Origin of the sequence: Sorangium sp. So ce385, from assembly GCF_051474135.1 — a bacterium.
GTDB classification, from domain to species: domain Bacteria; phylum Myxococcota_A; class Polyangia; order Polyangiales; family Polyangiaceae; genus Sorangium; species Sorangium cellulosum_D.
On record NZ_CP150337.1, the window covers coordinates 6,867,154 to 6,883,125 of the forward strand.

General features: G+C 71.2%; 10 protein-coding genes. 6 read left to right on the forward strand and 4 right to left on the reverse strand.

Annotation, left to right across the window (positions count from 1 at the left end; genetic code table 11):
* Positions 1-84: 84 nt before the first annotated feature.
* The 4 genes from WME83_RS24940 (at position 85) to WME83_RS24955 (ending at position 4,343) form a co-directional block, all read left to right on the forward strand.
* On the forward strand, positions 85-732 hold the full coding sequence (locus WME83_RS24940; protein ID WP_437321781.1) for an RNA polymerase sigma factor: 648 nt from the start codon (positions 85-87) through the stop codon (positions 730-732).
* Entirely contained in the window at positions 708-2,066 is a 1,359-nt protein-coding gene (locus WME83_RS24945; RefSeq protein ID WP_437321782.1) for a FecR domain-containing protein, read from the forward strand. Before WME83_RS24940 ends, WME83_RS24945 begins: the two co-directional genes overlap by 25 nt.
* Before the next feature lie 158 nt (positions 2,067-2,224).
* Positions 2,225-3,208 carry a hypothetical protein gene (locus tag WME83_RS24950; RefSeq protein WP_437321783.1) on the forward strand — a complete coding sequence of 328 codons (984 nt, stop codon included), beginning with the start codon at positions 2,225-2,227 and terminating at the stop codon, positions 3,206-3,208.
* 61 nt (positions 3,209-3,269) lie between these two features.
* A complete protein-coding gene (locus WME83_RS24955) occupies positions 3,270-4,343 on the forward strand; it encodes a hypothetical protein (RefSeq protein ID WP_437321784.1) in 1,074 nt (357 codons plus the stop codon).
* 132 nt (positions 4,344-4,475) lie between these two features.
* Here WME83_RS24955 and sbnB read toward each other — a convergent pair whose 3' ends face one another.
* The 3 genes from sbnB to WME83_RS24970 form a co-directional block, all read right to left on the reverse strand.
* Positions 4,476-5,492 carry a 2,3-diaminopropionate biosynthesis protein SbnB gene (sbnB, locus tag WME83_RS24960; RefSeq protein WP_437322040.1) on the reverse strand — a complete coding sequence of 339 codons (1,017 nt, stop codon included), beginning with the start codon at positions 5,490-5,492 and terminating at the stop codon, positions 4,476-4,478.
* A 7-nt stretch (positions 5,493-5,499) separates the two neighbouring features.
* On the reverse strand, positions 5,500-6,597 hold the full coding sequence (locus WME83_RS24965; RefSeq protein WP_437321785.1) for a pyridoxal-phosphate dependent enzyme: 1,098 nt from the start codon (positions 6,595-6,597) through the stop codon (positions 5,500-5,502).
* A gap of 231 nt (positions 6,598-6,828) precedes the next feature.
* On the reverse strand, positions 6,829-7,308 hold the full coding sequence (locus WME83_RS24970) for a putative quinol monooxygenase (RefSeq protein ID WP_437321786.1): 480 nt from the start codon (positions 7,306-7,308) through the stop codon (positions 6,829-6,831).
* 337 nt (positions 7,309-7,645) lie between these two features.
* Between WME83_RS24970 and WME83_RS24975 the strand changes: the two genes are divergently transcribed.
* A complete protein-coding gene (locus WME83_RS24975) occupies positions 7,646-8,671 on the forward strand; it encodes a phytanoyl-CoA dioxygenase family protein (protein WP_437321787.1) in 1,026 nt (341 codons plus the stop codon).
* 120 nt (positions 8,672-8,791) lie between these two features.
* Positions 8,792-15,109, forward strand: a complete 6,318-nt coding sequence (locus tag WME83_RS24980) for an SDR family NAD(P)-dependent oxidoreductase (RefSeq protein ID WP_437321788.1) — start codon at positions 8,792-8,794, stop codon at positions 15,107-15,109.
* A 9-nt stretch (positions 15,110-15,118) separates the two neighbouring features.
* On the opposite strand, the gene WME83_RS24985 is transcribed toward WME83_RS24980, so the two are convergent.
* The gene (locus WME83_RS24985; RefSeq protein ID WP_437321789.1) at positions 15,119-15,706 is read right to left on the reverse strand and encodes a hypothetical protein; all 588 of its coding nucleotides are present in this window, start codon (positions 15,704-15,706) and stop codon (positions 15,119-15,121) included.
* Positions 15,707-15,972 lie beyond the last annotated feature (266 nt).

The following is a 15,972-nucleotide window of genomic DNA, read 5'->3' on the forward strand; positions in this document are numbered from 1 at the left end:
ACGGGCCTGCTGGGTTCGAAAATTCGTCGCTCCCCGTGAGCCGTGGGCCCGGCCCTCCGGAGTCTTCACGCGCAGGACCCCTCCGTGCGCGCTCGCCTCAAGCTCATCCAATCGCCGCCCGCGCCTCGCGGCGGCGCATTCGTCGGCGATGACGCCGAGCTCGTCCAGGCCTTCCTGCGCGGGGATCCCAGGGCACGCGACGCCCTCTACGAACGGCACGCGGATCACGTCCACCGTGTTCTCTACCGGATCCTGGGCTTCGATCGTGACCTCGCCGACCTCCACCACGACGTCTTCGTCCGCGCGCTTCGCTCGATCGAGAAGCTCGAGGATCCCGGGAGCCTCAAAGGCTGGCTCACCATGATCGCGGTCCACGTCGCGAAGTCGTCGATCACCCGACGTCGGCGCCAGAGGTGGCTCTGGTTCCTGCCCGGCGACGAGCTGCCCGAGGTCGCGTCCAGCGGGCCGTCCGGCGAGGTGCTCGACGCGATGCGGGCCACCTACGCCGCGCTGGAGGCGCTCCCCGCCGAGGAGCGCATCGCCTTCGCGCTCCGCTTCATCGACGACATGGAGCTCACCGAGGTCGCCGCGGCTTGCGCGACCTCGCTGGCGACCGTCAAGCGGCGCCTCGCCCGCGCCGTCGCGCGCTTCGAGGCGGAGGCGCGCAAACATCCCGCGCTCGAGCCGTGGATCGAGGGAGGTACCCGATGGGCAAATCCGAGCGATCGCTGATCGACCTGGGTCGGCGCGTCGCGGCGCTGCAAGATCAGGCGCCGGAGGCGCGGCTCGATCATGCGCGAGGGCGCGCGCGGCTCGGCGCGGCCGAGCTCCGCGCCCGCCCCCCGACGAGGCCGCTCGCGGTCCGGCTCAGCGCGATATCCGCGGCGGCGCTGCTCGTCGTCGCGATCGTCGCGGGCGTCGTGATGCGGCCTCGGCCGCTCCAGTTCACGCTCGGCGCGGGCGAGCCCGGCGCCGTCGGCGCATGGCTCGCGGCGTCGTCCACGGCCGAGCTCCCGGTTCGTTTCTCCGATGGATCCTGGCTCCTGCTCGCGCCGGGAGGGCGCGCCCGCGTCGCCGCCGTGGACGCGGACGGCGCCGAGATCGCGCTCGAGCGGGGCGCGCTCGACCTCTCCATCGTCCACAGCGATCACACGCGCTGGAGCGTGCGCGTCGGTCCGTTTCAGGTCCACGTGATCGGCACGCGCTTCGAGACCCGCTGGGATCCGACGACGGAGCAGCTCGTCGTCGCGCTGCGTGAAGGGGCGATCACCGTCTCGGGGCCGATCGTCGGCGACGCGCGCGCGGTCCGCGCGGGCGAGCGGCTCACGATCTCACCCGCGAAGGGCACGCTCGAGGTAGGCGCGCTCGACGAAGCCCCGGCGCCCGCGCCCACGGCCGCGGTTCCCAGCGCGCCTGCGCCGAGCGCGCCGCCGGAAGTGGCGGTGCCGGACGAGGCGGCGCCGGTCGTGGCGACGCCGGACGTGGCCTCGCCGGGCCCGCCGACGCGCGCCGGGGAGGCCGCGCCACCTTCACCGCGCGTTCGCGCGAGCGCCGACGTAACGGCCGCCCCGGCGCGGCCGGCGGCGCCTGACTGGCGCGCCCTCGCGCTCGAAGCGAAATACAAAGACGCCCTCGCGGCGGCCGAGCTCGAAGGGTTCGACGCGATCTGCGCGGCCGCGAGCGCTCATGATCTGCGCGTCCTCGGCGACGTGGCCCGGCTCGGCGGCAACCCGGCGCGCGCGGGGCAGGCCTTCACGTCCCTCCGGGCGCGATTCCCCGGCTCGCCGGAGGCGGCGACCGCGGCGTTCCTGCTCGGGAGGATCGCGCAAGATCAGAGCAAGGACCACGCGGGCGCCGCGGGCTGGTTCACGCGGTACCTGAGCGAGCGGCCGGGCGGCGAGAACGCCACGGAGGCGGCGGGGCGCCTCATCGAAGCCGCGCACGAGATGGGGGACGAGGCCGGAGCGCGCCGAGCGGCGGAGCGTTACCTCGCGGCCCACCCGAGCGGCCCGCACGCGGCCTATGCGCGGAGGGTGCTCGCTCGTGGAGGGCGCGCGACGCCATGACGCGCCGCTCTTCGGCGACGCGCCGCTCTTCGGCGACGCGCCGCTCTTCGGCGACGCGCCGCTCTTCGGCGACGCGCCGCTCTTCGGCGACGCGCCGCTCTTCGGCGCTCGCCCTCACCTGCTCGGCGCTCGTCGCGATCGCCTCTGCTACGCCGCCCGTGCGCGCGGACGACGAGGCGTCAGCGGAGGCGGCCGCCACCGTCGCGGTGCTCTGCGCACCCGGCGATCGCGTCGGCCTCCGCGTGCAGGCGGAGCTCGAGGCGCTGGGCTTCCGGGCCGTGCTGATCGATCCCGCGACCGAGGCGGCGTCGCGCGCGTCGCTGGAGGAGGCGGCGCGCGCGGCCGGCGCCGTCGCCGCGATCCGCGCGGTCCCCTCGGCGCGCGGCGTGGAGGTGTGGATCGCCGACCGCGTCACGGGCAAGACCGTCGTTCGGGCGATGGCCGGCGCCGAGGGCGCGCAGGGCGGCGACGCCGCGCTCGCGATGCGCACGGTCGATCTCCTGCGCGCGAGCCTCCTCGAGGTCGCCTTGCCGGAGCCGCCTCCGGGTGAGGTCCCGGCGACGGCCGAGATCCGCGCGAAGCTGGCCATCCCCGAGCCCAGCGCGCTCGTGGAGGAGCCGCCGCCCGCGCTCCGCTTCTCGCTCGCTCCCGGCATGCTGTTCAGCCCCGGCGGCTTCGGCGCCGCGGCCAGCCTCGATGTCGGCGTCGCCTGGCTGCCCAGCGCGCATGTCGGCGTCAGCGGGTTCGCGGCGATCCCGCTGGCGAGGCCGCGTGTCGAAGGCGCGCAGGGCGGCGCCGACCTTGCGGCGCTGCTCGCCGGGGTGGGCCTGCGCTTCGTCCCGACCCCCCGCACGGCGCGGTGGGCGCCTTCGGTGGATCTCGGCGCGATGGCCGTGTCGCTCCAGAGCGACGGAGCGGCGAGCGCAGGCTTCGTCGCGCGCTCCGTCTCCGCGGCGACGGCGGCCCCGTTCGCGCGCGCCGGCCTCGCCTTCGCGCCCACGCCCACGCTCCGCGTCCGCGCCGACGTCCTGGTCGGCGTGATCGTTCAAGGGGTCTCGATCCAGCTCGCCGCCAGCGAGGCCGCGACCTGGGGACGGCCGATCGTGCTCGCCTCGGCCGGCGTCGATTTCGGTTGGTTCTGATGAGCCGTGGCCGGCACCGCTGAGGTCTTCACGTGGGTGAGCTCGCCTTGGAGGTGATCGAATGGAACATTGGATGACGGCCCTCGCGGCAGCGGTGGTGATCGTGAACGCCGGGTGCGCCCCGATCGTGCTCGGCCCGGTGGAGGAGGAGCCGCTGGAGGAGGAGCCGGTAGAGAAGCCGCCCTCGCGCAGCGCCGTCGCCGTGCGGTACGGTGATCTGTTGTCAGATCCGTACAACCTTCAGGTGCTGGGGAACGGGATGCAGTGGCGGCGCCCGCCGCACCCCGACTCGCTCGCGCTCTTCATCAGTGATGCCGCGCAGGAGTGCAGCCTGCCGCTGATCGGACGGACGCCGGACGGGCTGGCCGACCCTCCGGCCCCTTACGCTTTCTGGCAGATTGCGTTCTTCATCCCGCCGGAGCTCAACCGGCCCGGGCTCATCGATCTCAGGGACTCTCGCATCACGTCGTACGGAGTCGTCTGGGAGCCCTCGCGCTTCGGCCACGCCTCCGTCGGCCCCGGGTCGAGCGTCATCGGAGGGGTGTGGGAGAAGACGCTCGAGATCGTGAGCAGCGACGCGAGCTCCGTCTCGGTGAAGCTCTATTGGGGGCTGCCGGCGTGGCAGGTCGAGTTGAACGGCGTGCCGTACGAGCCCGATGTGGATTTCGGCGGCGACTACACGGCCACGTTTTGCGGCGATCCGCCGCCGCAGCTCCCGCCCTCACCGGGGCGCGCGATCCCTGGCGCCGCGCTGGCCGCGCCTCCGGACGGGCCGTCCCCGGATCCCGACGCGCTCTACCTGTTCCTCGGGAGCGCGGCCGAGAGCTGCGCGGATCCCTGGTCGTCCGTCGCGTGCACCGGCACCTCGCGCGTGACGTTGCGCCTCCCGCCGGCCTACCAGAAGCCCGGGATCCTGGATCTCACGGATCCAGCCATCGCTGCGTCCTTCACCCGCTCATGGAGCACGACCTGCACGCCGGATGACCTCGTCAGCGGCGTGTTCGACGGGGGCACGATCGAGATCCTGAGCATCGACGAGCGCGGGGTCTCGTGCAGGGTGTACGGGTCCCATACCGACCTCACCTATGGAGGCTTCGACGCGGACGGGCTCTACACCGCGTCGAGCTGCCCCTGAGGGCGATCGTACTCTTCGTGCTCCGGTCGGCCGACGCGGACACGACCGCCGGAGCGGACACGGCGCGACGATCTTCGCCTCCCTATCCTGGAGTCCTTCTCGTACTGGGGGCATACGGATGCCGTCGAGAGGTCAAGCGCCAGTAGCCCGCTCAACCCAGGATTCAGGCAAAAAGCCGTGGATCTCGATCCCCTCGCCGACGGATCGGGCATGCTCGAGCACGAGCCGCGCGACCGCGATATCGAGGATCCCGAGCCCGAAGGGGCTGAACACTGTGGGACGGCCCTCGACGCGGGCCGGGGCATCGCCGGTCAACACGTCGGCGAGCGGGCAGCGGACGAACGCTCGGTTGCCATCCTCGAGCTCGGTCAAGTGCAGCGAGGTCCGAGCCCGCAGCACGTGATCGGTGTCGTCGACGACGTTGTCGACCGCCCGTATGGCCGCCGGGGCGAAATCCCGCAACGACAGGTGAAGAACAGTACTGCGGGCCGACAGCCCTGCGAGCGACGCGATGTGCGGAGCCCCGGCAACCGTGGCCACGGATACGAGCGGCGCGTCCGCGAAGACCTGCTCGGCCGACGCCGAGGTGCGGCAGGTGAGGCCCGGCAGCTCTCGACTCGACCGACGAGCAAAGCGCTGAGCCGCGGCAGGATCGATGTCGAAGAGCGCGACGTGCTCGAGCATCGGGAAGCAGATACGGACGAAGCGGAGCACCTCGAAGTTGATCAGCCCGCAGCCGATCAAGCCCACGCGGGTCTCACCCTTCGCATGCAGGGTCCGGGCCGCGAGCGCGGCGCTGGCTGCCGTACGACGAGCGCTGATGATCGATGCCTCCATGACCGCGATCGGTCGGCCCGTGCTTGTCGAGTTCAGCACCAGGACCGCCGAGGCGCGATCGAGCCCACGCGCGGTGTTGCCGGGGAACGACGTGATCCACTTGAGCCCGGCGATCGGCTCCTCGTCGGCGAGGTACGCGGGCAGCCCGATGGCCCGATTGGGGTCGTCCTCAGCGAACCGCAGGAACACCGAGTGCGGCACGCTGCAGCGGCCCCGACGGTGGTTGACGTACGCGCGGCTGACGGCCTCGATGACCTCCGTCTCTCGGCCGTCGAGCGCGCTGGCGACCTCGTGCGCGCCGAGGACCAGGATGCCACGATCACTCACCGAACTCCTCCATGCGCTCCTCCAGATCAGCACAGTGAACCGCGAGCCACTGTCTGTTGAATATCGTATCGAGATAGCGCTCCCCTCGGTCGGGGAGGATCATGGCCACGCTGGCGCCTGCGCGCAGGCGACGAGCGAGGCGCAGCGCCGACACCATGACCCCACCCGAAGAGCCCCCGACCAGGACCGCCTCGCGCCGGGCCAGGAGGTGCGCGCCGGTCACGCAGTCTTGCGTGCTGACATAGTCGATGAGCAGCGAATCAACGCTCGCGAGCCGAGCCTTGCTCGCCGAGCCGAGCCCCGGGATCACGCGTCCGGGCGCCGGCGGACCGAACAGCGCGCTGCCTTCGGCGTCCACCGCGATGATCTGCGTGTGCGCGCCGATGCTCGTGAAGAATTTTTGAAACCCGCCCAGGGTCCCGCACGTGCTCGTCGCGACCAGCACGTAATCGGGCGGGCGCCCGAGCGACACGACAAGCTCTGGCGCGGTGCTGCTGCAATGCGAATCGACGTTGACCTGATTTTCGTACTGATTGGGCCAGAACGCGCCCGGGTTCTGGGCGAGGAGCTGCGCGACCCTGGCTTTCCGGGCGTCAAGGAACTCGCCCGTCTCGGGGTGCGGCTCCTGGATCAGCTCGACCTCGGCGCCGAGCGCCTCGAGGATCCTGATGTTGCTGATCGTGGTCTTGATGTCGATCACGCAGATGAAGCGAAGCCCGAGGTACCTGGCGGCCTGCGCCAGCCCGATCCCCATGTTTCCAGAGGAAGACTCGATGATCAGCCCGCCTGGCTCGATGCGGCCCTCGGCCAGCGCGTGGGTCAACATCGCGAGGGCCGGGCGGTCCTTCACGCTGCCGCCGGGGTTCAGAAACTCGAGCTTGGCGTAGAGCTTCGGGCGCAGGCCTTTGCCGATCCGCTCGAGCTGGATCGTGGGCGTGTTCCCGATCGTCGCCAGCACGCCCACAGGCACATTGGCGATGGATGGCTCCGGATCTCTCGTCAACGAGGTCCCGTTTTGCTCCATCATCGCGACAGAACCTCGAGCAAGGGTTTGCCGACCAGCCCGGACCGGTGACGCGCGCGCAGCCACTGGGCCAGCGTGGCGGCGACGTCCACCGTGGCCACCTCGCGGCGAACGCGCTGCTCCGGCGCGCCCGCGGCCGCAAACGCGATCTGGACGTGAGCGTCGCACGCCCGGCGGCAGTCAGGCTGCCGCAGCGCCTGGTCGGCTCGTGCACCCCCGCCGGTCGCTGTGTTTTCGCGGTACTGCGGAGAGCTCCGTCCGGAATTGACGGTCACGCCACCTCCGAGTCGTCCACCATCAACGAACCGCATCCTCGTCTCGCGGGGGTATGTCGGCCAGCGATCCGTTGGCATTGCCCTCGTCGACACGGCGCTCCTTCGGCACGCTGAGCGCCGACGGCTGCCGCGACATCACCCAGCGCGGATCGATCCAGGTCACCGTCGGCCGCGGCTGGCCTTGCCAGGGCGTCTCGAAGCGATGACGGTGCCGATCGAGGAACACCCGAAAGCTGCCGCGAAGGTGGGCCGCGAACGCCTCAGCATCAGCGTAGACTTCGATGAAGACCAGCTCGTTGGCGAGCCGAGGTTGAGGGGCGAGATCGACCACTTCGTAGTCCGGCGGAGGTCCGATGGGCGGCCAAGCACCAGGCGTGCCAACCGAGAAGAGGAGCGTGCCCGGTTCGTTCTGCTCGACTTCCTTACAGAGACCTTTCAGTGCTCGGTCGAGCTCGTCCGGACACCCATCGCGGAGCTTCCAATGTGCAACCAGAGCGATCATGGTTCCCCCACAGAGCTATTGACGATCTAGTACGGTGCCCTGAGGTTGGTAGTGGTTGGCAGAAACGCATCCAAGGACAGTTGTACCAGGGCCTGCTCGACTCGGGCGCTGGATGTAGGGCGTACGTTCCACCCGGACCCCCCGGAGAGCGCCAGGGACCAGCCTCGACCCGGATCGGCGAGCGCGCGGCGCCAGAAGCTCTCCACTGCGAGCCTATGGACAGGTGTACCGGCGATGCGAACTCTATGGAATCGCGGTTTTGCGCGGAATGTCGCCGGCGCTGACGTCGCCGGCAGTCCTGGGATCACAGCAAGGCGATCCCGGGGAAGGGCACATCATGGATATCCGTAGTCCAGAGCCTTACACGTTCCAGAGCTGGGTCGGCAAGGAGCGGATGTATCCCCCGCCGCAGTGGTACGGATCGTCGCCTGCGCTCGTCGCCCAGCGCGGCCGCCCCTGGAACCAGGACCGGACCGACGTGCCGTGGCTCGATCGCGCGGACGCGAGCGCGCAGATAGACGCCCGGCTCGCGCAGGGTCTGATCAGCGGGGACGAGGCGCGGCTGCTCCACCGATGGGTCAATGACGGCTACTTCGTCATCGAAGGAGCCCTCTCGGACGCGGACGACATGGAGACGCTCGACCGGTGCCGGGCCGACATCGACGCCTTCTGGACGACCGATCAGGTCCTCGAGGGCTTGCAGGTGATGAGCCTGCACATCCAAGGTCGACCTCCTGGACCTGTCGACCACGCCGAGCTCTTGAGCTGGCCGCTGGAGGAGCGGATCCGCCTGCGCGACAGCCAGATCTGGCGGGTCCACTACTACCACCCCCACAGCGAGGCAGCGCTCGCCGTCACCAAGGCGGACGCCATCCTCCGGATGACGCACCTCATCCTCGCCGACGACCCGGTTCTGATCAACGCCATCGCGTTCAAGTGGGGCAGCCAGGTGACCCTCCACCAGGATCTGTGCTCGTACCACATCCACCCGGCCAACCGGCTCGTCGGCGTCTGGGTGGCGGCGGAGGACGTCGACCCCGACGCGGGCCCGCTCGCCGTGTACCCCGGCTCGCATCGCGTCCCGCTCTGGCCAGGCCACACCAACTACCCGCAGACCAACCTCCGCACGTGCCACGTGGAGACGCGCTACCAGGAGGACGAATACCTGAAGAAAGCCGTCGAGGGCAGGGAGTGGAAGCCGCTGGCGATCAAGAAGGGCGACGTCATCTTCCAGCACCCCTTGCAGATCCACGGCGGAGACAAGCGCCGCAAGCCCGGCAAGTCGCGCTTCTCGCTGGTGCTCCACTACTCGATTCCCGGCGGCGACAAGCTTCACGAGGTGGAGGGGCCGTTCAACTGGTAGCCGCGGCGCAGGAGAGCGCAGGAGAGTAACGCTGCTGTCTGGATCGACCTCGGCCCCTGGAGCTCGCGTAGGGTCGCTCGCTGAGCCGACCGAGGATCGATCGCAGAGGGAGAAGACCGGATGTTGGAGGAACGGAAGCGGATAATGGATCTGGTCCGCGCCGAGCTGGCCGCGGCCCTCGGCGTGCCAGCCGACACCCTCGACCACGACGCGAGCTTTCACCGCCACGGGCTCGACTCGCAGCGAGCCGTTCAGGTGGCGGCGGCGCTGTCGGAGAAGCTGGGGCGGCGGGTGTCTCCGACGTTGCTCTGGGAGCACAGCACCATGGTCGCGCTCGTGGCCCACCTCGCGTCGCCGGGGCGGGAGCCGCAGCCGACGCCGATGGCCCGCGCCGTCGTCGACGAGCCGATCGCGGTCGTGGGCATGGCCTGTCGGCTCCCGGGCGCGGAGTCCATCGACGCGTTCTGGACGCTGCTACGAGATGGCGAAAGCGCGGTCGGCGAGGTGCCGCGCGATCGCTGGACGGCCGAGGCCATCTACGCGGAGCTCGGCGACGCTCGCCCCGAGGGGAGCGAGCGGCTCCGCTGGGGCGCTTTCCTCGATCGCATCGACGCCTTGGATGCGCGGTTCTTCGGGATCTCCCCGCGCGAGGCGACGGATCTCGATCCCCAGCAGCGGCTGATGCTCGAGCTGGCCTGGGAGGCGGTCGAGGACGCCGGCATTCGAGCTTCGGACATCCGTGACAGTCGCACGGGGGTCTACTGCGGCTTGATCTGGTCCGACTATGACGCGCTCATCCATCAGCGAGGGCTCCGAGGTCAGACCACCTACACGGCTACCGGCAACCAACGGAGCATCGTCGCCAATCGAATCTCCTACTTCCTCGGCGCCTGTGGCCCGAGCATGGCCATCGACTCGGCGTGCTCTTCGGGGCTGGTCGCGATCCACCTCGCCTGCGAGGGTCTGCGCAGCGGCGAGGCGACCCTCGCGCTCGCGGGCGCGGTCAACCTCAACATCCTGCCGGAGAGCGCGCTCGGGGTCGAGCGCTGCGGCGTCCTGTCGCCCGACGGACGCTGCTACACCTTCGACGCCCGCGCCAACGGCTATGTCCGCGGCGAAGGTGGTGTCGTGGTGGTGCTGCAACGGCTCTCGCAGGCGCTCGCCGAAGGGAACCGCGTCTACTGCCTGGTCATGGGCAGCGCTGTCAACAACGACGGCGCCAGCAACGGCCTGACGGCGCCCAACGCTCGCGCGCAGGCCGACGTGCTCCGCGAGGCCTGCCGGCGCGCGGGGGTCGATCCGGGCGAGGTCCAGTACGTCGAGGCCCATGGCACCGGCACGCCGCTCGGCGATCCCATCGAGGCCAGCGCCCTCGGCAAGGTCTACGGGAACGCGCCGGGCCGACGGGACCCGCTGCGGGTCGGCTCGGCGAAGACGAACGTGGGGCACCTCGAGGGCGCGGCCGGGCTCGTCGGGTTCTTGAAGACGGCGCTGTGCCTCCATCGCGGCGAGCTCGTACCCAGCCTCAACTACGAGTCACCGAACCCGCTCATCGACGAAAGCGCGCTCGGCATTCGGGTCCAGACGGAGCGCGAGCCGTGGTCGGATCCGGGCGCCACTGCGGGTGTGAGCTCGTTCGGCCTCGGTGGCACGAACAGCCACGCCCTGGTCCGCCGCTGGCGCCCGAGCGTGGTGTTCGTGTGCCCGGGGCAGGGCGCGCAGTGGGTCGGCATGGGCGCCGCGTTGCTCGACGCGGAGCCGGCTTTTCGCGCCGTCATCGAGGCTTGCGACCGCCAGCTCCGAGCGACAGCGGGCTGGTCGCTGGTCGACGAGCTGCGCGCGCCCGCCGAGCGATCCCGCCTCCACCGCATCGAGGTCAGCCTGCCCGCGATCATCGCGTTCGACATCGCGCTCGCCGAGCTCTGGCGCTCGTGGGGGGTCGAGCCCGAGGCGGTCGTCGGCCACAGTACGGGTGAGATCGCGGCCGCTTGCATCGCCGGCGTGCTCAGCCTCGAGCACGCCATGCAGGTCATCGGCGGCTACGGGAACGTCATCGCGCGGCAGCGAGGCCTCGGCGGCATGGGCATGATCGGGCTGCCCTGGGACGCCGCGGCCGAGGTGCTCGTCGGCCACGAGGGGCGCGTGTTCCGAGCCATCCGCGACAGCCGAACCAGCACGGTGCTCGCGGGTGAGCCGGTCGCCCTGAACGAGGTGCTCGATGCCGCCGCCCGCCGGGGGATCTTCGCGCGACGCGTGAGCATCGACGTCAGCCCGCACTCGCCGCTCGTCGATTGGTTGCTCCCCGATCTGCGCGCGTCGTTCGAAGGCGTCGAGCCCAGGCGCGGGAGCGTACCTTTCTATTCGGAGGTCACCGGAGGCAGGCTGGAGGATCTCGACGCCGGGCCCGAGCACTGGGTGCGCAACTTCGCCGAGCCGGCCGATTTCTCGGGCGCGGTGAACGCGCTGCTCGCGGACGGACACAGCGTGTTCATCGAGGTGGGGCCCCACGCCCTCAACCGGCGCTCACTCGAGACCGACGTCCAGGCGCACGGCCGCTTCGGGCAGGTGCTGAGCTCCGTCCGACGAGGCGAGGACGAGCTCGCGGCGCTGGCAGAGACGCGGGCGGCGCTCGACCGCCTCGGGCTCGTGCGGCCGCGGGATGGTGAAGCCGCGCGCCGGCCTTCGCCCATCGTGATCTCGGCCCGGAGCCCCGCCGCCTTGGCCGGGCAGACAGAGCGCTTGCTCGCGAGCCGGGCGCTCGCGGAGGAGCGGCTGGTCGATGTGGCCTACTCGCTGGCGACGCGCCGGAGTCACTTCGAGCATCGCCTGGCCGCGGTCGGCCGAGACGCCGACGAGGTTCGCGAGCGCCTCCGCGCACGCGAGCTCAAGCCGAGCAGCTCCGCGCGCCTTGCCTTCTTGTTCACCGGGCAAGGCGCGCAGCGCGCGGGCATGGCGCGGGGCCTGGCCGAGGCCTATCCCGTGGTTCGCGACGCGCTCGCCGAGGCACTCGACCTCCTGGGGCAACCTGGGCTCCTGGAGCTCACGGACCTCGAGCGCACGGGCCGCGCTCAGCCCTCGCTGTTCGCCGTCGGATACGCGCTCCATCGCCTGTGGGAGTCGTGGGGCGTCCGGCCCGACGTCGTGCTCGGCCACTCGCTCGGTGAGGTCACCGCGGCGTGCGTCGCGGGCGTGTTCTCGCTCCGCGATGCGTGCCGGCTCGTGCGCGCGCGGGCTAGCCTGATGGACGCGCTGCCCGAGGGCGGGGCGATGGTGTCGGTGGCGACCTCCCTCGAGCGGGTCGCGCCGCTCTTGACCGCGGGCGTGTCGGTGGCAGCCATCAATGGCCCGGCCCAGGTCGTGCTCTCGGGGGACGAGGGCCGCGTGATGCAGGTCGTGGGTGCGCTCGCGCAGCAGGGGGTCCGCTCGCAGCGGCTGCAGGTCTCGCACGCGTTCCACTCCGCGCGTATCGAGCCAATGCTCGACGACTTTCGGGCCGAGCTCGAGGGGCTCGAGTTCCGGCCCCCCACGATTCCCCTCGTGTCCAACGTCAGCGGTCGGCTCGCGGGGGCCGAGATCCTCACGCCCGACTACTGGCTCGCGCAGGTCCGTGAGCCGGTCCGCTTCATGGACGGCGTGGCCGCCCTCGGTCGCGTCGGGACGTTGCTCGAGCTCGGCCCGCACCCCGTGCTCTGCGGGATGGCCAGGGGCTGCCTGCCCGAAGACGCCGGGCTGACCTTCGTGGCGTCGCTGCGGCGCGATCATGATGAGGTCGAGAGCGTATTGGCGGCCGCGTGCGCGCTCTTCGAGCAGGGGGTCGACATCGACTGGGAGTCGGTCTTTGCTGGCCGGGGAGCCCGCCGCGTCCAGCTCCCGACCTACGCGTTCGACCGTCAGCGCTACTGGTTGCCCGAGCCCGAGGCGCCGCTCCACGGACGCGCGGGGGCCTACCCCCTCGCGGGTCTCGAGCGGGGCTTGCCGGACGGGGGGGCGCACCACGTGCTGCGGCTGCGGCTCGGCGAGCACCCAGGGCTGGCGGATCATCGCGTGTACGGGCAAGTCGTGGTCCCAGGCTCCTACTTTCTCGCGATCGCCCTCTCGATCGCCGCCCAGCGCTGGCCCGGTCAGGCCATCCGGCTCGAGGATGTCCAGTACATGCAGGCCTTGGTGCTCGACGAGGAGGTCGATATCCACGTCCAGCTCACGCCGCAGGGCGACGGATTTCGCTTCACCCTCTCAACGCAGCTCGCGAGCGAGGACAGCGCGCCAGCGGGCTGGAGGTTGCATGCACAGGGGCTCCTGGGCACGTGGGGCGCAGCCCCGCCGCGACCGCCCGAGCCGCCGCGCGGAGCCATGCGCTCCGCGGCCGAGGTGTTCGATGCCCTCGCGGCGGTCGGCGTGGCCTGGTCGGCCGGCTGGCGCTGGTTGACCGATCTGTGGGTGATCGGTGATACCGCCTTTGCGAGCCTCCAGCCGCCCCTGGGTCGGGGTTCGCGGGCGCTCGCGCCGGTCGACCCCGGTCTGCTCGACAACGGCTTCGGGCTGGCGGCCACGGCCTGGCGCGCGATGGACGAGGCGTGGCTGCCCTTGGGGCTGCACCGGCTCGTCTGGCGGCCAGGCGCGCAGGCTCGCCAGTGTCGGCATCATGTCCGCGATCGGGCCGAGGGCCAGATTTCGAGCGACTTCGTGTACTGGGGCGAAGATGGAGTCGTGATCGAGGTCGAAGGCTTGGCGATCCGCCGAGCGCCCCGGGGTGAAGTCCTGGGCAAGCAGGACGATCGCTCCGCTCGCTGGCTCTATGAGCTCGCCTGGACAGCGCGGCCGTCTCTCGGCGCCACTTCGGCGCTCGCGGGTGAGTGGTCGGTCGTCGACGGCGGCGGCGAGCACCCCGCGCTGGAGCCGCTGGTGGAAGAGCTGCGCAAGGCCGCGACGCGCGCCACGCTGAGCCACCTCGGTCGTGAGCATGGCGTCGGTGACGGGCTCGCGGGCGTGGTCGTGGTCTGGGGTGCGGAGCCGACGCCGAAGGGGCTCGAGCGGGTGGCCGGCCAGGCGCTCACGCTCCTCCAGACGCACGCGCGCGGCGGCGCAGATACCGCGATGATCTGGGTGACCCAGCGCGCGATGGGTCCTGGTCGATGTGATGATCCGGGCGCGGCGGCGCTCTGGGGGCTCGCTCGCAGCTTCCGATCCGAGCACCCGGATCGGAGGCTCACGTGCGTGGATATGGACGATTTCGTCGCGCTGGCGAGGCTCCCCGAGGCGCTGGCGCGGGCGGCGGAGGAGCCCGAGCTGGCGATCCGCGGCGACAGCGTGCTCGTTCCTCGGCTCGTCCCCGCGCCGAGGGGGTCGGGCCGTCCGCCTGCATTCAGGGAGGGGACGGTGATCGTCACGGGCGGGCTCGGAGGGCTGGGCCGGCAGGTGGCTCGCTGGCTGGCCCAGCAAGGCGTGCGACACCTGATGCTGGTGTCGAGGCGGGGCCACGAGACGCCAGGGGCCGCGAGCGTCGTGCGCGAGCTCGAGCGGCTCGGCGCGCGCGTGACGCTGGTCGCGGCCGACATCTCGCGCGAGGCCGAGACCCTCAATCTGCTCGCGCGGGTCCCCCACGAGCTGCCGCTGACGGGCATCGTCCATGCCGCGGCGGTGCTCGACGACGGCATCGTCGTCGAGCAGGACGCCCAGCGATTCCTTCAGGTCATGGCGGCCAAGGCCAGGGGCGCGTGGAACCTCCATGAGGCGACGCTGGACCAAGAGCTCGACTTCTTCGTGCTCTTCTCCTCGGCGGCGGGCGTGCTCGGCACCTCGGGTCAAGCCAACTACGCGGCGGCCAACGTGTTCCTCGACGCGCTCGCCCAGCACCGACGGGCGCGCGGCCTGCCCGCCCATAGCCTGGCCTGGGGGCCGTGGTCCGGCGCGGGCCTCGCCGCGGGCATGTCCGACTCGGCCTGGGGACGGATCGCGAGGCAGGGCATCCAGGCGCTCGCGGTCGACGAGGGACTGGACCTCCTGGCCGACGCCATGGGCCGCGACCAGGCGCTGCTGGTCCTGCTCCGATTGGAGCTCGGCGTTCTTGAGCGCTCGCTCGCCGAAGGGGGCCAGGTCACGCCGCTGTGGCGCGAGCTCGTCCAGGTCAAGCCCGCGCTCGCGAAGGCCCCAGGCTCGTTTGCAGACCACCTCAACGCGCTCGCGCCCGAGGCGCGGCTGGGCTCGCTGCTCGCCCTCCTGCGCCAGATCACGGGGGATGTCCTCGGCATGCGCGGCACGCCCGTCCCTTCGGACGTGCCGCTTCAGGTGCTCGGGCTCGACTCGCTGATGGCGATCGAGATCCGCAACCGGATCGCCGCGCGGACGGGGGCAAAGCTGCCGATGACCCTGCTGCTCGACTACCCTGTCCTCGACGCGCTGGCCGAGCACCTCCTGGAGCTCGTGCCGGAGCCGTCCTGAAGGGCCGGCTCAGCGCAGCCCCGCAGCGTGGAGCAGCGCGCGGGCAACGTCGTCCAGGGGGCGTGTGCTGTCGATCACGATGTCCGCGGCCTGAGGCACCACGTGCTGTCCGTGCACATGCAAGCGCCGTCCGAGCTCCAGGTGGTAGCGAAGGTCGGCGCGCAGCACATCGAGGGTTCTCCCGCTGAGCTGCTCGCGCTCCTCCTCCATGCGACGAAGGAGGCGGCGGGCGAGGAGGACGTCGAAGGGCGCATCCAGAAACGCCACGAAGTCGATGAGCGCGGTCATCTCCTTGCGTGCGCGCCCCATCGGCTCTTCGACCAGCACCACGCTTCCGGGCTGGACGACGCCCCCGCCAGGGAGGGTCACCGATTGCCACGCGCGCAGCGCGCGGAGATCTCGTGCGAACTGGGGCGTCTGGTACGCCTCGATGTCCCCGCCCGCCTCCAGCCAGGCCCGCATGTCCATGGGGAGGGTGGAGACAGCCGCATACTCGTCGAAGTGCAGGATCGGCGCTCCTCCGAGCAGCTCGGCGGCTCGGAGGAGCACCTGCGTCTTGCCCGCACCAGACAGGCCAGCGGCTGCGATCACGCGCACGGGCCCTGCTGTCATAGCGTCAGTGGTCAACATATCCGCATCGAGGCGCGAGTCAACTCGTCGGCGAGATCTCGCGGCTCCTCCGCTGTCCCCACCTCCCCTGCGCCCATCCGCCGTCCGCCGTCGTCTGTTACCAAGGCCGATTCCGGCTGGCTGCAAGCCGGGAGGCCGAGCAGGCCGCGCCCTCGACACAACGGCTCAGGATCCACAGCGGCGACTGGCATCCTGAGGGCTTGGGTTGACATCCCCTCGTTGCGCCGCAAGTT